The sequence below is a fragment of the Lewinella cohaerens DSM 23179 genome (assembly GCF_000379805.1).
In the GTDB taxonomy this organism is placed as follows: domain Bacteria; phylum Bacteroidota; class Bacteroidia; order Chitinophagales; family Saprospiraceae; genus Lewinella; species Lewinella cohaerens.
The window spans coordinates 273,230-295,937 of sequence record NZ_KB903531.1 but is presented as its reverse complement, the minus strand read 5'-3'; the positions used below and the strand labels follow the sequence as shown (position 1 = coordinate 295,937).

The 22,708-nt window shown below is 42.9% G+C and carries 13 protein-coding genes; 9 read left to right on the top strand and 4 right to left on the bottom strand.

What is annotated here, in order from left to right:
• The first annotated feature begins 292 nt into the window (after positions 1 to 292).
• Complete coding sequence (locus A3EU_RS0101090) at positions 293 to 1,582, top strand: bifunctional folylpolyglutamate synthase/dihydrofolate synthase (protein WP_026211163.1); 1,290 nt, start codon at positions 293 to 295, stop codon at positions 1,580 to 1,582.
• A 105-nt stretch (positions 1,583 to 1,687) separates the two neighbouring features.
• Positions 1,688 to 2,434, top strand: a complete 747-nt coding sequence (locus A3EU_RS32320) for a septal ring lytic transglycosylase RlpA family protein (RefSeq protein WP_020534267.1) — start codon at positions 1,688 to 1,690, stop codon at positions 2,432 to 2,434.
• Between the two features lie 83 nt (positions 2,435 to 2,517).
• Here the strand turns inward: A3EU_RS32320 and A3EU_RS0101080 are convergent, their stop codons facing one another.
• Genes A3EU_RS0101080 through A3EU_RS0101065 form a run of 4 tightly spaced genes read right to left on the bottom strand, consistent with a single transcriptional unit; the run spans position 2,518 to position 5,697 of the window.
• A complete protein-coding gene (locus A3EU_RS0101080) occupies positions 2,518 to 3,234 on the bottom strand; it encodes a glycosyltransferase family 2 protein (protein WP_020534266.1) in 717 nt (238 codons plus the stop codon).
• 49 nt (positions 3,235 to 3,283) lie between these two features.
• Positions 3,284 to 3,658, bottom strand: coding sequence for a hypothetical protein (locus A3EU_RS32315; RefSeq protein WP_020534265.1), 375 nt, complete (start codon positions 3,656 to 3,658; stop codon positions 3,284 to 3,286).
• 9 nt (positions 3,659 to 3,667) lie between these two features.
• Positions 3,668 to 3,817, bottom strand: coding sequence for a DUF5989 family protein (locus tag A3EU_RS34470; RefSeq protein WP_020534264.1), 150 nt, complete (start codon positions 3,815 to 3,817; stop codon positions 3,668 to 3,670).
• 11 nt (positions 3,818 to 3,828) lie between these two features.
• The gene (locus tag A3EU_RS0101065) at positions 3,829 to 5,697 is read right to left on the bottom strand and encodes a carbamoyltransferase family protein (RefSeq protein WP_020534263.1); all 1,869 of its coding nucleotides are present in this window, start codon (positions 5,695 to 5,697) and stop codon (positions 3,829 to 3,831) included.
• 380 nt (positions 5,698 to 6,077) lie between these two features.
• On the opposite strand from A3EU_RS0101065, the gene A3EU_RS0101060 reads away from it, so the two are divergent.
• The 7 genes from A3EU_RS0101060 (at position 6,078) to A3EU_RS0101020 (ending at position 22,691) form a co-directional block, all read left to right on the top strand.
• Positions 6,078 to 7,928: an ArnT family glycosyltransferase gene (locus A3EU_RS0101060; RefSeq protein WP_020534262.1), complete on the top strand. Its 1,851-nt coding sequence runs from the start codon at positions 6,078 to 6,080 to the stop codon at positions 7,926 to 7,928.
• 1,814 nt (positions 7,929 to 9,742) lie between these two features.
• Positions 9,743 to 10,174, top strand: a complete 432-nt coding sequence (locus A3EU_RS0101050; protein WP_245569321.1) for a hotdog fold thioesterase — start codon at positions 9,743 to 9,745, stop codon at positions 10,172 to 10,174.
• Positions 10,175 to 10,492: 318 nt separating this feature from the next.
• Positions 10,493 to 12,880: a choice-of-anchor B family protein gene (locus tag A3EU_RS0101045; RefSeq protein WP_020534259.1), complete on the top strand. Its 2,388-nt coding sequence runs from the start codon at positions 10,493 to 10,495 to the stop codon at positions 12,878 to 12,880.
• Positions 12,881 to 14,576: 1,696 nt separating this feature from the next.
• Positions 14,577 to 15,863 carry an ornithine--oxo-acid transaminase gene (gene rocD, locus A3EU_RS0101035; RefSeq protein ID WP_020534257.1) on the top strand — a complete coding sequence of 429 codons (1,287 nt, stop codon included), beginning with the start codon at positions 14,577 to 14,579 and terminating at the stop codon, positions 15,861 to 15,863.
• Positions 15,864 to 16,072: 209 nt separating this feature from the next.
• Positions 16,073 to 19,186, top strand: a complete 3,114-nt coding sequence (locus A3EU_RS0101030) for a tetratricopeptide repeat protein (RefSeq protein WP_020534256.1) — start codon at positions 16,073 to 16,075, stop codon at positions 19,184 to 19,186.
• Positions 19,187 to 19,270: 84 nt separating this feature from the next.
• A complete protein-coding gene (locus A3EU_RS0101025; protein WP_020534255.1) occupies positions 19,271 to 20,989 on the top strand; it encodes a TonB-dependent receptor in 1,719 nt (572 codons plus the stop codon).
• Positions 20,990 to 21,236: 247 nt separating this feature from the next.
• Entirely contained in the window at positions 21,237 to 22,691 is a 1,455-nt protein-coding gene (locus A3EU_RS0101020; RefSeq protein WP_020534254.1) for a lipase family protein, read from the top strand.
• The last annotated feature ends 17 nt before the right edge of the window (positions 22,692 to 22,708 follow it).

Genomic DNA, 22,708 nt, shown 5'->3' with positions numbered 1-22,708 from the left:
TTTAAAATAAAACCTCATGATTTCTATTAGTGAAATCATGGGGTTTTGTACAAATAGTCAGATAAATCACTCTTTTCAGATGCTTAGTAACGGTCGAATAATTAATTCCCGACTTTCGGTTTTTAGTGAAGATATAAACGATTGCTAATGAGTTTATTCAAGCTAAAAACCGAAATTGAAAGAGGAACTTAATTTTTGACCAATACTTAATGACTAGTTCTGAGTTAAAGTCAGGCTGGATTTTGGCCTTAGCCAAAATTCGGGATGACTCATGTTTGCGCAATATAACGCCATGAATTATACAGAGACCTTAACCTTCCTCTACGAGCAACTGCCTATGTATCAAAGGGTGGGGAATGCTGCTTTTAAGAAAGACCTGACCAATATTCGGGATTTACTTGCTGTATTGGGTAATCCTGAATCAAAGTTTGCTAGTATCCATGTGGGAGGCACCAATGGTAAAGGGTCAGTGACTCATTTGTTAGGTGCGGCTTTGCAAGAAGGGGGGTATAAAACAGGACTGTATACCTCTCCACATTTTAAAGATTTTAGGGAACGTATCAAGGTCGACGGGGAATACGTTTCCCGGAAATTTGTCGTGGATTTTGTAGAGCGTATTCAGCCGGAATTATCGATAATCAGACCTAGCTTCTTTGAAATTACTGTTGCGATGGCTTTCCAGTATTTTGCTGAGCAAAAGGTGGATATTGCTGTCGTAGAGGTGGGCCTGGGGGGGCGACTGGATTCTACCAATGTATTGGCACCGGAATTGGCAGTGATTACTAATATTAGCCTTGATCATCAGCAATTCCTGGGAGACACTTTGCCTGGAATTGCTGGAGAGAAAGCTGGAATTATTAAAAGAGGAGTACCTGTTGTTATTGGGGAAACCCAGAAAGCTACCGCCAATGTGTTTCGCGCGAAAGCGACGGAGTTGGAAGCTCCATTGGTTTTTGCAGATCAGCTTTTTCAAGTGAGAAAAGCAAAGCAGGACCTTACTCATTCTTATTACCAAATCAGCCGACAGCACAAGCCGTACATCAATGAGTTGGCGATTAATTTACATGGCGGTTATCAACAGTTGAATATCCAGACAGCACTCGCAGCCTTAGAGGTCTGGCAAATGCACAAGGCTGATCGCTTTTTACCTTTCGATGCCATCCAGGAAGGATGGTCTAACCTTCGGGCGTTAACCCGTTTTCAGGGACGTTGGCAATTGTTGAGTGACCAGCCGCGCGTATTAGTAGATAGCGCCCATAATGAAGGAGGATTGCGAGCTATTATGGAGCAGCTCAAGACTTTTTCTGGACAATTGCATATCGTGATGGGGGTCGTGAATGATAAGAAGCTAGACCAGATACTACCATTATTTCCTAAAGTGGCGAAATACTATTTTGCAAAAGCTGATATCCCAAGAGGGCTTCCTGCGAAGGATTTGCAGCAGGCAGCTGCCTTGTTTGAATTAAGAGGAAGAACGTATTCCAGTGTTAAAAATGCACTGAGGGCAGCTAAAAGAGCTGCATCTGTAGAGGATACCATCTTTGTAGGGGGGAGTATTTTTACTGTGGCAGAGGTTCTTTAGCTGAATATTAGTCAAAGGATATCTACGGACTTTTTGTAAGTTTACACACAATTAATATTCTGCCTTAATCGTTTTTTACCAGATTATCTACTAAACCCTAAGCCCATGAGAACCTTCCTCTCTGTTTTATTCTTAACTGCCGTCTCTGTTTGCTTATTTGGACAAACCAATTATGGGATTGCTTCCTATTATGCTCCTGGCCTAGATGGTAGAAAAACCTCTTCCGGAGAACGCTATAAACATGATGGTTTTACTTGTGCCAATAAGGACTATCCCATTGGTACTACGCTTCGAGTCATTCGTGTGGATGATGGCCGTGCAGTAGAGGTAAGAGTAAACGACTGTGGCCCGCATAAAGCAGGTCGTATTGTTGATGTATCAGGCGCTGCTGCCGAGCAAATAGGTCTGATCCGTGATGGTATTACCGCGGTACGTTTAGAGTTGGTTAAGTTGGGTACTGGAAAATTGGCTTGTGGTGGTCGTTATCGTCCGGCACCTGCTGCTTCAGACCAGCCTGCTTCTTATGAAAATGCCGGAAAATCAGTGCCGGAGGTTGCTGTTTCTACGCCAGTAATAGAAGGCCAGGGCACTTATCGTGCTGATGCGCTAGCGCCCATACAGGAAGGGTTTGGTGTACAGGTAGGGTCTTATCGTGTTTATGACAACGCATCAAAGGTCGCTGCTGACCTACAGGCAAAGGGCTACAGCAAGGTGCTGATCCGTTTACGTGGCAATGTACATCAGGTCGTTCTTGGCCCTTTCGAGAATAGAGAAGCCGCAGCCGTTTATCGCGACAATCTTTTACGTAAATACAAAATGCGGGGCTTTGTGACGGCTATTACGCAGGATTGATTTCTTGGTGTAAACGTTGGGTAAGTGTAAGGGGGGGGGAGTTGGAGCCTTTACACTCTTACACCTTTTACATTGTTACATCCTTAAGAAAACAGGTTGTATTTCAGAATACAGTAAATCGCCCGGAAACCGTCGCGCCAATTGATTTTTTTGCCTTCTGCGTAGGTACGGCCGTAGTAGGAAATACCTACTTCATAGATGCGAATATTGGGAATGCGGGAGATCTTAGCAGTTACTTCGGGTTCAAAACCAAAGCGATTTTCTTTGAGCGTTAGCTGCTTGACGTATTCAGACCGGAAGAGTTTATAGCAAGTTTCCATGTCTGTCAAGTTCAGGTTGGTGAATGCATTAGACAGGAAAGTGAGAAACTTGTTGCCGATGGAATGCCAAAAGAAGAGGATGCGGTGCGGGTGGCCTCCAATAAAGCGAGAGCCGTAAACCACATCAGCCTGACCATTTTGGATAGGTTTGAGCAGAATGTTGTATTCCTCTGGATCGTATTCCAGATCAGCATCCTGAATAATGAGGTATTCTCCGGTAGCTTCCTTGATGCCGGTGTGCAATGCTGCTCCCTTTCCTTTGTTGTACTCATGTTCAAAATAAGTAATCGGAAAATCAGGGTTGCTACTACAATAGCTTTCAATAGCACCCTTAGTATCGTCGGAGGAGGCATCGTTGATTATTAGTACCTCTTTTTGCCAGCCACCAACCAATTCTACTGCTTTTACCTTATCCAGAATAAGGTGGATAGTACGCTCTTCATTGTAAGCAGGAATAACAATCGACAAGGTGGTTGACATAGCTTTAATTTTTAGCGGAGCAAAGGTAACAAAGTTCCGAAAATATGGATTACCAGGGGTTTTTCAAGTCTCTTTTTTTGTAAGTATGGTTACGATTAACAAAGTAACTGTTTTCTGTTTTGGATTTGTAGAAGGTGTTTTTTTTGAAACGTCGGTAAAGCATTGCTATGGGCGTAAGTAAGAGGAAAAACACGATCGTCAAGAGAATGTTATTCATCACTCCACCAATGGTACGAGTAAAGAAACTCCAGAACCGTTCTACGATATGCGTGAAAGCAGGGCTTAGTAGGCAGAGCAATACAAAAACCAGGCTTACAGCAAGCAGCTTAGGTTGTTCGGAAAAGAAAAAATAATGTAGTAGCAAAAGCAGAAAAGTAACGGCTAGTGCAGCTTCATAAGGCGGATGGGCAGGTTTGGTGTCCATTACTTCTGTTTAGAATAGGGTGTAAATAAAGGAACCAACAGCTGAACTTTCAGCAAAAAGAAGCAAAACGCCAATGAGTAAAACCACTAAAATAATGGGAACTAACCACCATTTTTTTCTTTCCATCATAAAGTTCCAAAGGTCTTTCAAGAATTCCATTTCAAGAAAATTTAGTCAAGTGTAAAAGTATGATTTGTAATTGCTGTCGTCTTTGGGTTGGGAGTCAATTGACTTTTTGAGAAAAGATAGTCTCCCAAAACCAGATAGTCCATGTTGGTGCGAATAAAACAATGAAAAGCATCCTCAGGGCTGCAAACGACAGGCTCTCCTCGAACATTAAAACTGGTATTTACCAATACAGCACAGCCCGTTAGGTTTTTAAAATGCTGAATAAGTTGGTAGTACTTGGGGTTTGTATCCTGGTGTACTGTCTGTACTCTGGCCGAAAAATCTACATGAGTGACCGCTGGAATATCGGAGCGGGTACTGTTTATTTTTTCCTGCATTGGCAACTGGTCATATTCCGGAGGTAGTTTGTTTTGACGTTCAGGCTTTACTTCAGCGACGAGAAGCATGTAAGGACTGTCACGATCAAGGTCGAAATATTCAGAGGTGTCTTCTGCGAGTACGGAAGGGGCAAAAGGACGGAAGCTTTCCCTGAATTTTATCTTCAGGTTGAGTTTTTGTTGCATCTCAGGATTCCGAGGATCTCCCAAGATACTTCGATTCCCCAAAGCTCGTGGCCCGAATTCCTGCCGACCCTGGTACCAGCCTATGCAAGCACCTTCAGCGATGAGCGCTGCTGCTTTTTCGCAAAGTTCGCTTTGGTTAGAGAAATGTTGATAAGGAGCTTGGTATTTTTTAGCCACTTTTTCAATGTCAAAGGAGGTGTATTCTGGCCCGAGATAGGCACCATTCATGGCATCGTTTTCTCTATTGCGGTCACTACGTTCTTGTCCAAAGAAAATATGATGTGCTGCGAGTGCTGCCCCGATTGCTCCACCAGCATCACCTGCAGCGGGTTGTATCCAGAGGTTGGCGAATAATTGCTGGCGATGCAAAACGCCGTTTGCTACGCAGTTTAATGCTACACCTCCTGCTAAACAGAGCCGCTTGCTACCGGTGAGCAGGGCTGTAGTAGCGGCCATTTTTAGGACAATCTCTTCTGTAACAATTTGGATAGCTAGTGCCAAGTTGCTGTGCTGTTGCTCAAAGGCACTTTCTGGTTCTCGGCGAGGAAAGCCAAATAAATGTTCCCACTTCTTATCATCCGTCATCCGGTCGCCGGTCGCATACTTAAAATAGCTTCGGTTTAAGGCTAGTGAACCATCCGGTTTTAGGTCAATTAAGGCTTCTTTGATTTTTTTGATAAACGATTGGGTCTGTTCACTTTTACGTTTGCCGTAAGGGGCAAGTCCCATCAGTTTGTATTCGCCAAAGTTGACCTTGAAGCCTAAGAAATAAGTAAAAGCAGAATAAAGTAAGCCCACTGAATCAGGGAAATGCAATTCTTTGAGCACTTTGATTTGATTTCCACAGCCATGAGCAATAGTCGCTGTTGCCCATTCCCCCACACCGTCGATGGTCAAGATAGCAGCCTCGCCAAAAGGGGAAGGGTAGAAGGCACTGGCGGCGTGCGATAAGTGGTGCTCTGTGAATAACAGTGGTGGGCATTCCTTCGTCAAAGGAAAAAGACGCTTCAGTTCTTTGCGCAACTGCTGTTTAAGGAATATTTTTTCCTTAATCCAAATCGGAATAGCTTTGAGAAAACTCCGCCAACCCCGAGGTGCGTGCTGGTAATAGGTTTCTAATAGTCGTTCAAATTTGAGGAAAGGCTTGTCATAGAATGCAATGCCATCCAGCTCTTCAAGCGATATGCCATTACTCTCCAGCATCCACGCTATGGCTTGATGTGGAAAGGAAGGATCGTGTTTTTCGCGACTAAACCACTCCTCCTGTGCTGCAGCAATAACTTCCCCATTGATGAGGAGTGCAGCGGCTGCGTCATGATAATAACAGGAGATACCGAGAATCTTCATAAATTGGTAATAAAACTACTGTTCTCCACCTTTTAAGGGGGGCTTATATGCTTTGTAATGAAATTATCATATTGGTCAGTTTTTGATTAAAAAGTCCGCTATAATGAACCAAATCTACGTAGCAATTTTCACATTTGTCGTCAGCCTGAGAAAAATCATGAAAATGGGGTAGCGCACCTGTACGGATATTGTCACGAATAACTTGCTGTGTTGTTTCCAGTAACTCAAAGCACTCGAAGGCATTGTTTTTAGGATGATGACTGCTATTTGGGAATAATATTTTTTGAGATTAGATAGGTTCATACTGGAAACTAAGTAAATTGAATGATAGACAAGATACTTCTTTTGGGTGTTAAGTAATTTATTTTCAACTTTGCGGTATGCAAGTTAATTATTTCCGGTTTCGTTACCTGGCATTACTGGTTGGCGTCGTCTACCTTTTTTCATTTGGCTATTTTCAGCGATGGGATACGAGTATTCGCTATGGTGGAGACAGTTGGGGATACTACGGTTATCTGCCTGCTACGTTCATTTATGGCGATTTGCACGATATCTCAGATAGTTATCTGAAGCGGTTTCCTTATACGAACCTAGGTCCTCATTTCCCATCTCCAGGAGGAGAGTTGCCTATTGCAGAAAATGGCCATCGAGTAATCAAGTATACTTGCGGGGTGGCGATTTTACAGCTGCCTTTTTTTGCGATAGGGCACGTATGGGCAGGCTTAGATGGAGATTACCCTCAGGACGGTTTTTCATTTCCCTATGTTTTCTGTGTTTTACTGGGCAACCTGTTCTATCTCCTTTTGGGGGGCTATTTATTGTATTTGCTGCTGGCTGGTCATTTTAACCCAAAGATTGCATTCTGGACCTTGCTTGTTCTTGCTTTAGGAACAAACCTGTTTAATTTTGCAGTGTACCGTGGAGGAATGTCACACGCTTACTTGTTTTCGTTGTACGCGGGCCTGATGTATGCCACCTGGCGCTTTTATACGCAGCCTCAACAGCGATGGATCATTTTGGCCGCTATTTGCGCAGGCTTGATCACCTTGATTCGGCCGGTAGAAATACTGTGTTTGGCTATCCCCTTAGCCTATGGCCTGACGGATAGGGCTAAACTACAAGAGCGACTAAAATTTTGGGGCGAGCACTGGCGCTGGCTATTTTTAGCGGCAGGAATTTTCATTCTCTGCGGTATACCTCAGTTGTTGTATTGGAAATACGCCTCGGGGCATTGGCTTTTTGATAGCTACCCAAATGAGGCTTTTGATTTTGCGAGAGCAAAAATATTTAGTGGATTGTTTTCTACCCAAAATGGCTGGCTGGTTTATTCACCAATTATGGTTTTGAGCCTCGCTGGGATAGTAGCATTACTGCGAAAGCGAGATTGGCTTTGGCCTGTGCTACTCATCTTACCGCTGCATGTTTATATTGCTTACAGTTGGTGGTGCTGGTACTATATCAATGGGTTTGGTTCGCGGCCAATAGTAGAATTGTATGCTTTATTGGCGATTCCTTTGGCTTATAGTTTTGCTTTCTTAGATCGTCGAAAGTGGACCTCTTTTCTTTTGGTATTGCTTACTATTGGGGCCATCAGCTTGCAGTTGTTCCAAAACTGGCAGCATAGCAAAGGTATTCTCTGGAGTGAAATGGCAAACGGTGCTTATTACCGTTCGGTTTTTGGTAAAACAGAAATGAGCTATGATGCATTGGTGGCTTTTGATAGCGATGAAATGCAACCGGATAGCACTGGACTAATGAGACAGAAGGAACTGGTGAAGCTTGATTTTGAACAGCAAGATAGCACCCTTGACATGGTCAGTTCCCCTGTGTATCGTGGACAACAGGCTTTGAAAATTACGCCCGAGCAGAAGTACGCCTCTATTTACGAAGGCCTTCTAGGTGTTGATGGTATTTCAAGTGGAAACTGGTTGCAAGTATCGGCTTATTGTTACAAAGAGAAAAAGGAATACCCTTGGTATACAGCACCGTCTATTGTTGTGGAGTTTAGTGATGATAAAGGGATGAAGAAGTACCGTCAGGTGAGGATTGATAGCAAACTTGGTAATCCAGGGTTTAGCCTTTGGGGCGGCGAACCAGCTACCTGGGGCTATGTCCGCCTTTGGGTGGAGGCGCCAAGGGATGTGACTCCTGAAACAGTGCTAAAAGTCTATTTTATGGTAGAGCAGCAGGTTGTATATGCAGATGAGGTTTCAGTAGTACTATGGAAGTAAAAAAGATATTTTAGGAATAAGTAATACCAATATCCTTTTTCTATATCTTGTTTTTATTTTGACTTGAGATTAAGAGCTTGTTGGGAAATTTAATTTGGTAAAAAGGGAATAGTTAAAGTATTCGACGGAAATAGGTTGGTGCTTCCTGGTTTTCAAGGATTCGCTTCGCGGCGACTTCGTGGTTTCGAACCTGCCGTCGAACTAAAAATCTCACTTAGCTCGCTAAGCTCGATTTTGACTTCTTAGACAGAACCGTAAATCGTTGAACTCCGAGGAGGAACGACGATCAGCGAAGCTAAAATCAGTTCGCAAATTTCCCAACAAGCTCTAAGTATTGAAAAAACCATAGCCGTTAGCTATTCTAACAAAATAAGCCAGTATGAATACTCAAGGTGGAAAAGATGCAAGGGAGGAGAAAATAGAAAAAACCTTGTTGATTGGCTTGGGGTTACTTGCATTTTTAGTGGTTTTGTCTATCATTTATTGGGAAGAACGTGTGTTTTATGCTGATGCTGCTTTCCAAATATTTAGTGTCATAGATGGTCAGAAATTAGCCATCCAAGTTCAAAGATTTGGAGCAGCTATTGTACAGGTTCCTGCTTTGTTATTTGTTAAGTCGAATGCTCCTCTTGACCTCATTCTCAAGGTGTATTCCTTGTCTTTTACCGTATATCCACTTTTGTTGGCCGTATTTATCTGGAAATGGTTGAATTCAAGTCGCCTAGCATTGCTGGTGGTATTGTTTTTTGGTTTGACACAAGTTCATACTTTTTTTTGGATACAGTCAGAATTGATTCAAGGATGCATGTATTCCATTTTAGCAATTGCTGTCGTTATTAAGCAACCAAAGCCAAATTGGTGGCTACTACTCCTCTGGCAATTATTAACCATACTCGTTATTTATTCCCATCCGCTATCGGTCACTTTGTTTCTCTTTCTGTGGGCTTGGTTTGCCTATGAAAAAAGGAGAGATATTGATTGGAGGTATTACAGTCTCTTCGGCACCATGATGCTTATATTGCTGTATAAGTATGCAATAGCGGAGTTGGGAGCCTATGACGCCAATGCGGTAGGAATGTTCGCTGGGTTTAGGGGGAGATTGACAAATTTGTTTTCCTTGCCAAGTACGGTATTCTTTTTCAAAAGATTGTTGTCTACTTATTACCTGTTGCCCATCGTGCTTACGATAAATTTGGTTTTTCTTTTCAAGCATAAATCCTGGTGGAATATCGCCTTGATGTTGTCGGGTACTTTTGCCTGGTTGGTTTTGATATTGACTACCTATCATTACTCATCGGATCAAATGTATCTGGAGAGTTACTATCTACCTTTGGGCATTTTTATAGGACTACCATTGGTTGATAAGGTTATTGGGGTTGGCCAAACATGGATATGGGTCACTTTTATAGCAGTGGTTTCCTGTTTTAGAATAGGACAAATCATTGAAATAAACGACAGATATAGTGAACGCTTAAGCTGGATGAAGGAGCAAGTCACTTTAGCTGAGAAAAATCCGCACCGAAGATCTTACTTGTTAAAATCAGATGCTCCTGCTTNCCATAGCAACCTTGATTGGGCAGTGCCTTATGAAACAATGCTTATTTCAAGTCTGAAAGCCCCGTCTAATACAAGGTCTATCTACATTATTCCATCAGAAGAACAGGTGGAGGCAGTGATTAATTTGGAAGGAGGAATTCCGTCACCAATAGGTTTTCATCCATTCAATTCGTTGAATGATCAGTATTTCATCGTTCCAGAGGAAAAGGGGCCTATTCGTAATTTATATGAAGGGAAGTAATCAGTAAAAAAAAGAAATGATGATTTGGAAAACTCCACCGACTTTAGAAAAAATTGAAGCTACTGGAAGTAATAGCCTGACAGAACACCTCGGAATAGAATTTACCGAAGTCGGGGATGATTACATGAGAGCCACTATGCCTGTTGATCATCGGACCGTTCAGCCTATGCGATTGTTACATGGCGGAGCTTCTGTTGCTTTTGCGGAAACGCTTGGGAGTGTTGCATCTATGTTTTGCCTTACAGACTTGACAAGACAATCGGTAGTCGGTGTGGAAATAAATGCCAATCATCTCAATTCTGCCACAGAAGGGGAGGTGGTGACAGGTACGGTGCGCCCGATCAAGGTAGGCCGCCGAATTCATGTATGGGAAATCAAGATTCATCGTTCTGATGAAAAAATAGTTTGTGTCAGCCGAATAACAATTGCAGTAGTGGAGCGCCGTTAAGGGCCTTGCCTTCTGAAATTAAGGCTATCTTCGCGAGCAGAGTTTCTTAAAAATATCTGCGCCACACGGTATACCTTTAAGTGTTGTCGATTCCATGTATTGCGCAGAAAATAAAACACGATTTTTTACAAGACTTCCAAATAGTTAACCCGCTTAAAATGAACCGCTTGGCCGACTATTGTGAAAGCCAAAATCGTGTTTTGTTTTCGTGCTGTCCCCATGGGATTATTTCGAGAACACTTCGCTGCTGTGGTAGCGTTCAAGAAACATCATCTAAGCCCTTCTATTTCGAACCAAATAATAATAATAACGACTAGTATGCAAAAACAGCTACTTACACTTAGCTTTTTCCTATTGTTGAGTACGATGGGATGGAGCCAGTTAAATATGACACTGCGCTCGAACATTGAGTACAATACCGATCTAAACGATATTTGGGGCTATGTAGCTCCTGACGGGAGCGAGTATGCCTTGGTTGGAGCCAGAAACGGTGTTTCTATTGTCAATGTTTCTGATCCAGATAATGCCGAAGAGGTAGCATTTATTCCTGGGCAGAATTCTACTTGGCGAGATCTTAAAACATGGGGGGAATACGCCTATGTGGTTACTGACCAGAGTGGTTCAACAGAAGGAGTAACGGTCATTGATCTACAAAATTTACCGGAATCAGTCAATTTTTTCCACTGGACACCAGATCTTCCTGGGCTGGGTACACTTAACCGTTGCCATAATATTTACATTGACGAATTTGGTTACGCCTACCTGGCCGGTTGTAATATCAATGACGGTGGGATGCTATTTATTGATGTCTTTAGTACCCCGGGGACGCCAATTTTCGCAGGTGCTGCACCTAACCGTTATGCGCACGATGTGTATGTTAGGGATAACAAGATGTATTCCTCGGAACTTACTCGTGGTCGTATGGCCATTTATGATGTATTAGACAAAGACGAGGTCATTCTGGAAGGTGTACAAACTACACCTTTCGAATTTACGCACAATATATGGTTGTCAGATGATAGCAATATTGCGTTTACAACAGATGAACAACCAAATGCACCTGTGGCTGCTTACGATGTAAGTGACCCGACAGATATTCAGGAGCTGGATCAATACCGTCCAACGATTACGCTAGGTGATGGCGTTATTCCTCATAATGTACACGTTTGGCAAGATTGGTTGATCATTAGTTATTATTCTGATGGAGGTATCGTTGTTGATGCTGCTCGGCCAAATAACCTCGTGGAGGTAGCCAATTTTGACACCTTCTTTGGCGGCGGCGCAGGCTTCCAAGGGGTATGGGGAGCTTATCCCTTTTTGCCATCTGGGGTTGTTCTTTTAACAGATATTGGGAATGGCCTATATGTTATGGATGTCAATTATGTACGTGCTTGTTACCTTGAAGGTACTGTCACGGATGCTGTTTCTGGTGCCCAAATTAGTGGTGCTGAAATTGTACTTGTAGCAGAAGAGGCTAATGTTAATTATTCTCGTCTTGACGGAACCTACGGCACTGGAATTGCCACTGCGGGAACTTATACTGTGGAGGTATCAAAGCCGGGATATTTGCCTTTTACGGCAGAAGTTAGCATTGATAATGGTGTACTCACTATTCTTGATGTTCCTTTACAGCCATTACCAACTTATAATAAAAACGGCTTAGTCGTTGAAGAAGAAGTAATTATTCCTGTTCCTGGAGCAAAGATTATTCTTCAAAATGATTTTTCTGTTTTTGAATTCACAGCAGATGGGAATGGCGTATTTCTTATCGAAGGTGTTTATGAAGACAATTACGATGTCTTTGTTGGTGCCTGGGGCTACGAGCAGAAATTAATCAGTGATCTTCCGATCGTGAACAATGATGACCTGGTCATCGAGCTTGGTCGTGGTTACGAAGATGATTTTGCCATTGATCTGGGCTGGGCCACTACGGAAGACAATGAAACCCGTGCGGGATACTGGGAACTTGGAGAGCCCAACGGTACTTACAGTGGAGGCTCAACCTCTAATCCTGAATTTGATATAGAAGGCGATATCGGCGACCAATGTTATGTTACTGGCAATGGCGGTGGCAATGCCGCTACAGATGATGTTGACGGTGCAAGTGTAACCCTCACTTCTCCAATAATGGCGCTTGCCAGTACTTATGTTGATCCAGTGGTAGCATATAACCTATGGTTCTTCAATGCCGGAGGTGATGGTAACCCCGATGATCAATTAGAGGTTATTGTTTCAAATGGTACGGAAGAAGCAGTTATCGAAACGTTGTCTACCTCGGAAAGTTTTTGGCGGGAGCGCTCCCAGATTACATTAAGTGAATTTATCACGGTTACGGATGAAATGCAGATTCGTTTTGTTACCAGTGATTTTGACCCTAATGGTCATTTGGTTGAAGCTGCCGTAGATGCTTTTGCTGTTACTGGCGAGTTGCTGGTGAATACAGACGACTTGGTTTTAAATGTAGATTGGTCAGTAGCTCCCAATCCATTCAAGTCAGAGGTGGTACTCAATTACCAGTTGCCGGTATGGAACGGTAATGGCCAGTTGACGGTCGTAAATGCTTTAGGGCAAACAGTAGCTACTCAAAGCTTGAGCGCGCAGCAAGCGTCAGTCACACTAGGGGCTAATTGGCCGCGTGGTGTTTATACCATTAAGATGGAAGTTCCTGGTCAGGGAACAGCGATCCAGCGAGTGGTTAAGCAGTAAGTTCTTATAGCTTGTAGTGAGAAATAGAAGTGGGAAGTTCGGTCAAACGGGCTTCCCGCTTTTGCTTAAAGCCCTGCCTCGATTACCGCATTCAGTGCCCGTATAGCAAGTGCAGTGGCCAAGAGCGGGTCATCTTCTTTATTGGGNCCTCCCCAGGGATTGGTAAAAGAGCCATCCGATAATTGCTTTTCTGCCAATAGCGTAACAACCTGTTGCTGCCAATCATTGTCTGCGGGTAGTAAGTTTAGGTCGTTCATTCTTGAGTAGGCCTGCGCCCTGACGGCTATGTGATAAAAGAAGAGCACTTTTTCCCAGTTCCCTGGCCGTCCTGGTGTAATACCGCTTACTTGTTCCCAGTTTTCGTTGACGAGTAACCAGCGGGCTGCTAATTCTATTTTTCGCGAATTTTTCTCAGGGAAGCTTAATAGTGCTAGTAACCCATCGGCGGTAGCGGTGGCATAGGAAACGCATTTATGGGTTTGGTCATCTGCTTTATTAGAACCAAGGGTATACGTGGAACTACAGAATCCACCATCTTTATTCTGTAATCGTTCCAGGAAAATACCAGCCTTAGGCCAGCAGGGGGGAGTGGGAGAGAGGTTTGCGTGTTGGAAAGCCTCTAGTACCCGACGGGTGTGGGATAGGTCTATATGCCCCACTTCACCTATTGGGAGATGTTGCTCCCCAAAACCCCAGGCACCATAAGCCGGGTGATCAGGCGTAATTCCTCTTTGTTCTGTGAATTGTTGACTAAGGAGATACTTTTCAAAATGAAGTTGGAAGAGTGTATCAAATATGAGGGGACTATTGGCCCATGTTTTCAATAAATAAGAGGTGGCATAAACAGGATATTCAACAACGTAAGCCCCTTTTTGTCCAATAGCTCCAGTACTATCGAGCTGCTGAAGTAGGAACGCGTAACCATTTGAGGAGCAAGTGTCTTGAGAATCAATAGCATTCGATTCCTGAAGCGCATCCAGAATATAAGGCGTATAAGCGGCACCTCCTCGTAAAATACCGTGAGTTTCACTGTGCCAGCCTCCATCTTCAGCTTGTTTTGTCAAAAGCCAGTTAATTGCCTTTTTCTGAATATTAATCGCTTTGATGCTAATGTCGCCCTTGTTAGGTGTGTCTCCTTTACGGCAACCAGTTACCGTGAGGATTGCGAAGAGAAAAAGGAGGGATAATTGGTGCATATGGCAAATGTTTGGAGTCTTTGAACTGGGATAATAGGATTTTTACAGCTTCAGGAAGAGGCTAAACAGAATACTTTATCATGTTTTGAGTTAAAGAGAAGGGGGACATAGGGAGAGGAGTTTTAAGTTTAATAAAAAGATGTTTTTAAAAGTGATGAAAATCAGTCGAAAGCGATGCATCAAAGTGTTAAAATGGTGGATGATGTAATATTTTTTTTTCGCGATATCTAAAATCATCCAAGAATATTTGGAAGTATGCTAAATATTATGCTAAATTTGCAATAGTTGTTAATACAACAAGAATCAGAGAGAGCGCGTTTTTAAAGGAGCCCTGCCTATCTTATTTTCAGGGCTCACTTTTTTTTCCTACCTGCGCCATTTTTTTCCTTTGTTATCGGTTATTTATTTAGGTATGATGCTCATTTTCCCTACGGAAAATAAATTCTACCTTAGCGCTATTGTTTAGAGATGTTTTACATCAAAAAAAATAGAGCATAAAAATGACGCCAACCACCACACTTTCTTCGTCGGAATTGATGCAACTCGAAGACCGTTACGGAGCACATAATTACCATCCTCTTCCGGTTGTTTTATCTAAAGGCCGAGGCGTATTCGTATGGGATGCGGAGGGCAAGCGGTATTACGATTTTCTTTCCGCCTATTCTGCTGTTAATCAAGGACATTGCCATCCTCGGATAGTGAATGCACTCGTTGAGCAGGCACGTGAATTGACACTAACCTCCCGCGCTTTTTACAATGATAAGTTGGGCCCTTATGAAAAGTACCTCACGGAGTATTTTGGCTTCGATAAGGTATTACCGATGAATACCGGGGCAGAGGGGGTGGAGACCGCCATTAAAATCGCTCGTAAATGGGGATACGAAAAGAAAGGTATTCCTAATGGAGCGGCTAAAATTATCGTTTGTGGGCAAAACTTCCACGGACGGACGACGACCATTATTTCTTTCTCTAGCGACCCTGATGCTAAAGGAAATTTTGGGCCTTACACCCCTGGATTCCAAGCGGTACCTTATAATGATCTTGCTGCTTTAAAGGTAGCATTGGACAACGAGCCTGATAAGATTGCTGCCTTTTTGGTAGAACCTATCCAGGGCGAAGCCGGTGTGTTTGTGCCAGATGAAGGCTTTATGGCCGCTGCTGCGGAGCTATGCCGTGAGCGCAATATCCTATTTATTGCTGATGAAATCCAGACGGGTATTGGTCGGACAGGAGCACTTTTGCGGGTGTGTGGCGATTGTAATTGCCAGAGCCACTGTGAGCAACAGGCTACTTACACCCGTCCAGATATCTTGATTTTAGGAAAAGCTATTTCTGGTGGTGTATATCCAGTAGCTGCCGTATTGGCTGATGATCGTGTTATGGAGGTAATCCAGCCCGGACAGCACGGAAGTACCTTTGGTGGCAATCCACTAGGATGTGCAGTAGCGATGGAAGCACTGGAAGTTATTCGTGATGAAAAACTAACGCAAAATGCCCGGGCACTAGGAAAACGTTTTCGTGAAAGGATGCAAAACCTTGTAGAGCAATACCCTGGCTTGTTAAACCTTGTAAGAGGTAAAGGTTTACTTAACGCGGTGGTCATCAATGATAGCCCGGAGAGTAAAACCGCTTGGAATATTTGCGTAAGTCTGGCAGAACATGGTTTGTTAGCAAAACCTACCCATGGAAATATCATCCGTTTTGCGCCACCATTGGTCATGACGGAGGAGCAATTAGAGGAGTGTTGCGATATCATAGCCACGGTAATGGGTAAATTCGCCAAATAACTTACGCATAGAAACGCAATTTATTAATGCACCATTCCTCTTAAGGGGGCAGAATACAACATTCTGCCCCCTTTGTTGCGTTTATAAGGCAGTCTGATGATTACTCGCTTACTTGCGTGCAAAACATTAAGCAACTTCATAAGATTAATTGTAATTTGTACCTTGTACGCTTTACAAAATCAACTACTATCAACCAACTTACACCACCAATGCTGAAACGATTGTTGCCCTTTTTGGTGGCCGTGTTTTTCGCAGGCTGGATAGCCGCACAAGAGACCACCGTCTATACCGAAGCTTACCAGGCCTATAAGCGTGGGGAGCTTTTCTTTGATGATGGACTTTACGCCAAGGCCCAGAACGAATTTCGCGATGCCATAGACGAGTTTCGTCAAGTCAACGAAGCTGATTCCCCATTAATAAAAACCAAAGCCGAATTAGGCTATGCTCAATCCGCAGTCCGCTTAGGGCAATCAGACGGAGAGAAGCTCATCTTGGAATTTATTAGAAACTATTCTCCTGACCCCATTGCTAATCAAGCACTGATTGAAATAGCCAATTACTATTTTGATAACAGGGATTATGATAAGGCTATCTCATATCTCAGTAAAGTGCCTACTTCAGGACTGTCAAGAGAAGAGCGGGCCGGGGTTCGTTTTAAGCTGGGTTATGCTCAGTTTGTAAAGAAAAATTTTGGGGAAGCCAAGACTAATTTCAGGGAAATCAAAGACCTGGAAACGGAGTTTTATTACCCTGCAAATTACTACTTGGGACTTTGCTATTTCTACGAAGGTGACTATGATAATGCTGTTCGGCAGTTCCGTTTGGTTGAGCGTTCGAGTAAGTATGATGATTATATTCCGTATTACACGGCTCAGATTTATTTCGCTCAACGCCGTTTTGATGAGTTAATCGCGTATGCAGAACCACGTTTGTCAGAGCCGAACCTGAAAAATCAGAAAGAAATTTATCAACTGGTAGGTCAAGCTTATTTTGAGAAAGGAGACTATACCAAAGCACTGAGCTATTTAGAGTACTATGCTGATCGTTCTGGTCGCTTGCGGGCGGAGGAGTTTTATCAGTTGGGATATACTCAGTATAAAACAGGAGATTACGCTAAGGCTATCCGCAATTTGCAGGAAGTAAGTGGACAAGATAACGAAATGGGCCAGGCTGCTAATTACTACCTCGGAGAAGCTTACCTCCGCACAGGAGACCGCTCATTGGCACGTGCTTCGTTTGGTAATGCCAAGCGGATGAATTATGACCTTGCGTTGGCAGAAGAGGCTAATTTCAACTATGGCAAGCTAGCCTACGAGATGAAAGACCCGCAGGAGGCCATTGATGCTTTCCAGAAGATTACGCCAACCAGTCCTTATTACGTTGAAGCTCAGACCTTGATGGGGGAGATATTCTTGTCGTACCGCAATTACGAACAAGCGTTGACCATTTTGGACGCGATGCCCAATAAGCCACCACAATTACAAGAGAGTCATCAGAAAGTACTCGTTTTGCGTGGTATTCAGCTTTTGCAGGAAAATAATCCAGCAGAAGCGAAGACCCTATTTAATCGTTCGTTACAGTTTCCTATTGATACTAGAAGCCAGGCACTAGCCCTTTATTGGTTAGCAGATATCGCTCATCGTGATGGTAACTTCAATGAAAGTATTCGATTGAACAGTCAGTTTCTTACCTTGGCTAAAAGCCAAACAGGATTGCCAGATGAATCGTCGTTATTCACAGGTAATTATTTGCAGGGTTACAACTACTTGAAGCAGGATAATTTCCCTGCTGCGCTGGATTATTTCCGTGCTACGGTAGAAGGAATCAAACGCAACCGTTCTTTTATCGCCAACCCGGCGGTACGTGACGAAATGCTTGGTGATGCCGTTCTGCGTACTGGAGATGCTTACTTTAAGCGTAACCAGTACAATCAGGCGATTCAGTATTATGACGAAGCGGTAAACAATCAGTACAGTGGTTTTATCTATGCATTATATCAAAAAGCCTTGTTGGAGGGGCTGCGCAACCGTAATGCTCAGAAGATTTTAGCGCTCGAGCAAATTGTTTCCGATTATCCTAATTCTGAATATGCAGACGATGCTCTTTTCCAGTTGGGGCTTACCTATCAAGAAATTGGGCAAACAAGCAGGGCCATTGAACCATTACGACGCCTGGTTAGTCAATACCGCAATAGCTCTGATTTGGTGGTGCCATCTTATTTGCGACTAGGTTTAATTAACTATAACCTGGGAAATCAGGAGGCTGCCATTAATTACTACAAGCAGGTTTTTGCCAACAACCCTAGTCCTGAAGAGATTAATGTTGCATTAGCAGCACTGGACGAGATTTATGTTTCGGATATGGGGCGGCCAGATTTGCTGGAAGCATTTTTGCGAACGATTCCCGACTACAACTTTAATGACTTTTCGCGTGATAGTTTATTTTTCCGCTCAGCAGAGACACAATATGAGAACGGAAACTATCAGCGTGCTGTAGAGAGCTACCAGAATTATCTCAATCAATTTCCTAATGGTATCAATGTGCTTACTGCCCATTATCACAAAGGAGAGAGCCATGCTGTGCTTCGCCAGTACGACCAAGCATTGGTCCACTATGATTGGGTAGTTTCCAAAGGACCAAGCAGATATTACCTGCGTGGTTTGGAGAAGGCAGCAATTATCGCTTATAACCACGCCCAGGATTTCAATAAATCCTACGATTTGTATACGCGTTTGGAGCAGGTTGCGGATACCGAAGAGTTGCGTTTTGAGGCCCAATTGGGAGGCATGCGTTCTGCTTACCGGATTGGTAATTCCCAGGCGGTTTACGCACTTGCAAATAAAGTGTCGAGTAACCCGAGTGCTACTGAATTGCAACGAGCGACAGCGAATTTCTACATTGGTAAAATTGCTTATGATCGAAGTGATTACACTGCGTCATTGGCAGCGCTTAATGAGACAATCCGTCTAAGCGATAATGAACAGACTGCCGAGGCCCGCTACCTGAGAGCTTCTATTTATTACCAGCGCAGAGATTTGAACAAGGCTAAAGAGCTGACGCTGGCGGCCAACCGTGAGAGTTCAGGTTATCCTTTCTGGGTGGCAAAGAGTGTGATCTTGCTGTCCGATATTTTTGTGGAACAAGGCGACCTCTACAATGGTAGAGCAGCCTTGGAAGCTTTGTTGGAGAATTACAATGAAGATCAAACCCTGGTTGCAGAAGCACGCCAGAAGCTTAATCGGGTTAATACCATGATTGACCAAGGAAGTCGCCTTGATAATTCTGATCCTAATCAACTTCAATTTGAAGGAGGGGGTAATTAAGTATTGCGCAGAAAATAAAATGCGATTCTTTTCAGGTTTTTCAAATAGTTAAAACTCTTTAAATGAATCGTTTATTCAACTATTATGAAAAACAGAATCTCATTTTATTTTCGTGCTGTTCCTAAGCCTCAGGAACGGAATTTTCTTTTTCATTTATTAGAATTAATTAGCATGAAATATATAGGAAGTATCTGCTTAATGTTGTTCTGCTTTAGCCTTGCGGCTCAGGGCGATCTGCCTTCGGGCCAAGTAGATGTCGTTAAGAATTTTGAAGCGCGTTTAGCCGAAGCAAACCGCATTAGTGTCCGCCCGGAATTACCACCATTAGATTCTACTACGCGGCGACTAAATTACAATGTAGTGTCCAAAGATGTGGCTGTTGAATATCTTGCGCCTCGTATCCGGCCTTTGGCTTTTCGTACGGAGAAGCCACCAGAAATTTATGATGGTTATGCCCGTTTGGGAGGAGGGTATCCTAATGCTTTTTACGGAGAGCTATCCTACGATATTACCCAGAATGAGGATTTTGACTTCGGTATAGAATTGATGCGACATACTGCAAACAACAAGAAGAAGGTTGAAAACCAACGGTATAGTAACAATAGTTTAGGATTGGATGGCACCTTTTATTTTGACCAGGGCTTTGCCGTAAATGGAGAGATTGGCTACGAGAATAATGGTGTTTATTACTATGGTTATAATGATATCAATGAAGAATTGGATACCATGCTGTATTCATTTACCGATGAAGAGGTACGTCAGCGATTCAGTATTTTTGATTTCGGTCTTGATATCTTTAACGGTGAGCGTACCCAGGCGGATTTCAATTACCGTGCTGGGATCGATATTTATTTAATGGACGATAACTACGCAGCCCGTGAAAATGGGATGTTGCTGACATTGGAAGGGACCAAGTGGTTTGATGAAAAACACCCATTGAGTATTGTGCTTAAAACGGATTTTTCAACCTTCCGCGATACGATGAAGCAGACCCTCAATAATTTCTACCTGGAGCCTAGTTATACTTATCATGGTGATGCTTTTCAGGTAAAAATTGGTGCGAATATCACTTCTTTTGAGGATAATTTTTCGCTTTTTCCAAATCTGGAAGCCAGTGCAAACATTGTTCAAGGAGCACTTACTGCTTACGTAGGAGCGAATGGTTCACTTACTAAGAACAATTTTCGTAACCTGATTGAGTATAACCCTTTTCTACGTTCTCGTATGGAAATTCGTAACTCTAAATGGACGGAATACTACGGTGGTGTAAAAGGAACAATTGCAGGGATTACCTATCAAGGGCAAATTGGTTACAAGGCGATCGATGACTTGGCTTTGTTTCAGCTGAACGACCCGCTGGAAAGCATCCCCCGTTTCGATGTACAGTACGATACCGCTACGATTGTTACGATTAAGGGTACTGTTATGATGCCCTTGTTCACAGGGCTAGAGGTGACGGGTTCTGTAAGCCAGAACTTCTTTTCATTGGAGCGGGAAGAGAAGCCGTGGCACCTTCCTTCCTTTACGGTTAATGCCGGAGCACGTTATACAACACCAGAGCGTAAATTTTCTCTCAAGGCAGACTTCTTCCTTGAAAATGGCGTGCCTTACCGGAATACTGCCGGAGAGGTAGACAACCTCAATGCCTTATTTGATCTGAGTATTATGGGCGAATACTATATCACCAAAAACATTGGGGCCTGGGTACAGTTGAATAACCTGGCTGGTAATAATCGTCAGCGCTGGTTCCGTTATCCTACGCTGGGCTTGAATGCGATGGTGGGAGTGAGTGCGCGGTTTTAGAAAAGACCTTTACCACTTAGCCTGATTGAAAGAACTCAGTTGTTTGTCCTTTGAAATCCCAAATCTTGTCGTGACAGGATTTGGGATTTTGCGTCTTAGGACGCGAGTAGTTGTTTTTTGAGTTCAACGAATTTGCAGGTAATTATTCGTTAGACTTACCTTTTAGCTTTCATTGGACATGAATAGATAAACCTGCTGTACCAAAGAGGTATAGCACTAGTTTATCAACCCATATAATTCAACAACAATGAAAAATCCAACACCCTTTGTTTTTAACAAAACATTCTTTTTTTTACTATTTGGCATTATCTTTTTCACCGCTTGTGACCCTGCGACTACCATTACGGACCCACAGGAAGGAGAGGAGATTACAGAATTGGGGCCTGCTACCCCGCCGCCTAGTGAAGAGGCCGTTCGGCAGTTTTTTTATGCCTGGATGGCTGATTGTGCTAATGACCAATATTATTCGAGTGATTTTAAGGCTAGAGAAGATGCCTTTAAATACCTTAGGGGCTTAGCTGAAACGCGAATTGATAATGCAATCAAGGATGCAACTGCTATCGGAGAATCAACACGTGTTTGGGGTCCAGCCATTAATATTACTTATGAAGACGACACAGATGACGGGTATTTTTATATAATAGAGAATTTAATTTATTGCACTTATGCAAAAGTTGGTGGAGTGAGTCATTATTATGTTGGGATAGCAGGAACAAATGCGATTTCAGAATATGATTGGTTACATGAGGATGTTAATGAGGGTACTGTCAATAACCCTACTACTGGTGGCAAAATATCTAAAGGTTCACTCTTGGGATTAGAGCAACTAACTGCATTAAAAGATTCAGTTCAAGGCATAACTTTACTATCCTTTTTGCAGGAAAAAATAAGTGAAGACTCTACTGCGGTTATATCAGTGGCTGGGCACAGTTTAGGAGGAGCACTAACCCAAGTATATGCAGGTTATCTTAACAATAAACTAGGAGCTAATGTAAACGTAGAAGCATGGGTCTATGCTGGGCCAACAGCTGGTGATTCTACATTTGCACAAAATCTTGTTCAGAATTTAAAGGCAGAGAATTACCATGCTTATAACAATGCACTAGATGTTGTTCCTCACGTATGGCAGATAGATAGCTTGAATAAAATTTGCAGTATTTATGAGGAAGAGTCTTATTGCAAGTTTGGAATCGAGGAGAATCCTTTAGTCAGCTTAGTTGGAGAGTACCTTAAAACCATTTCTGTAAATGGTAATTACACTATTCCTATTGGACAAAACCATGTATTTACCAAGTCGCTCACGCCTGCTTCATTAGATGACTGTGCAGATTTTTTCACTGCGAGTATGTTGGAAATATCGAAAGTAGATGGCTATTCCGTCCCTTACACTCTTATTCCTAATTTGACAAAATTGAATTCACTTTGTAAGGTGGGTTCCTCTAATGCACAAGACGTGAACCTCCGCTTGCTCATGTTTTTAGCAAAAATGGCAGAAGAACATACTACTGCGTATATCGATTATTTCTTTCAGGGGGAATATAGTTCATTGAAGTCTATTGTTGCTGAATATACTGCAGCTCCTACTGACGATACAAAGGTTAGAGGTAATGCGGAAGAAGGTGTAGATATATTAAATGCTTTTTTGACGAATGTACATGAAACCATGAAGTCAAAGAACCCCACTTGTAAATGTGGCAGTTAAAATAAATTTAGTGCTCT

Coding starts and splice junctions, on each gene's coding strand:
- A3EU_RS0101090 (WP_026211163.1), top strand. CDS start 293: ATGAATTATACAGAGACCTTAACCTTCCTCTACGAGCAACTGCCTATG.
- A3EU_RS32320 (WP_020534267.1), top strand. CDS start 1,688: ATGAGAACCTTCCTCTCTGTTTTATTCTTAACTGCCGTCTCTGTTTGC.
- A3EU_RS0101080 (WP_020534266.1), bottom strand. CDS start 3,234: ATGTCAACCACCTTGTCGATTGTTATTCCTGCTTACAATGAAGAGCGT.
- A3EU_RS32315 (WP_020534265.1), bottom strand. CDS start 3,658: ATGGACACCAAACCTGCCCATCCGCCTTATGAAGCTGCACTAGCCGTT.
- A3EU_RS34470 (WP_020534264.1), bottom strand. CDS start 3,817: ATGGAATTCTTGAAAGACCTTTGGAACTTTATGATGGAAAGAAAAAAA.
- A3EU_RS0101065 (WP_020534263.1), bottom strand. CDS start 5,697: ATGAAGATTCTCGGTATCTCCTGTTATTATCATGACGCAGCCGCTGCA.
- A3EU_RS0101060 (WP_020534262.1), top strand. CDS start 6,078: ATGCAAGTTAATTATTTCCGGTTTCGTTACCTGGCATTACTGGTTGGC.
- A3EU_RS0101050 (WP_245569321.1), top strand. CDS start 9,743: ATGATGATTTGGAAAACTCCACCGACTTTAGAAAAAATTGAAGCTACT.
- A3EU_RS0101045 (WP_020534259.1), top strand. CDS start 10,493: ATGCAAAAACAGCTACTTACACTTAGCTTTTTCCTATTGTTGAGTACG.
- rocD (WP_020534257.1), top strand. CDS start 14,577: ATGACGCCAACCACCACACTTTCTTCGTCGGAATTGATGCAACTCGAA.
- A3EU_RS0101030 (WP_020534256.1), top strand. CDS start 16,073: ATGCTGAAACGATTGTTGCCCTTTTTGGTGGCCGTGTTTTTCGCAGGC.
- A3EU_RS0101025 (WP_020534255.1), top strand. CDS start 19,271: ATGAAAAACAGAATCTCATTTTATTTTCGTGCTGTTCCTAAGCCTCAG.
- A3EU_RS0101020 (WP_020534254.1), top strand. CDS start 21,237: ATGAAAAATCCAACACCCTTTGTTTTTAACAAAACATTCTTTTTTTTA.